This window comes from Amphritea pacifica (assembly GCF_016924145.1).
Lineage (GTDB): Bacteria > Pseudomonadota > Gammaproteobacteria > Pseudomonadales > Balneatricaceae > Amphritea > Amphritea pacifica.
This window is the reverse complement of the sequence record NZ_JAFFZO010000247.1, coordinates 1-255: the sequence shown is the minus strand read 5'-3', so window position 1 is coordinate 255 and position 255 is coordinate 1. Positions and strand designations below refer to the sequence as shown.

Sequence of the window (255 nt, the reverse complement as noted above, 5' to 3'; positions counted from 1 at the left end):
TGGAAACGAATCACATCACGACCGTCTATCTGTCCCTCAAACCCTAACCACATCCCGTTGCCTGCCGGACAACGACAACTCTTGGTGACAGGATCGTAGTCGAAGTCAGCTGGAATAAACCGTTTCCTGTCCCGGGTCGATCCTCGTTCTTGTCGGCGTTTGGCTTGCTGCTCTGCGTACGTCTCTGAATCGATAAAGCGTGGATCACGCTTGCGGAACTGGTTGTCCGCGATATAACCATCGATGCCCAGCCGA

1 pseudogene is annotated in these 255 nt (G+C 53.7%); it reads right to left on the bottom strand.

Features of this window, described 5'->3' with window-relative positions:
- A pseudogene (locus JW499_RS22230) lies at positions 1-255 on the bottom strand (hypothetical protein); the annotation flags it as partial.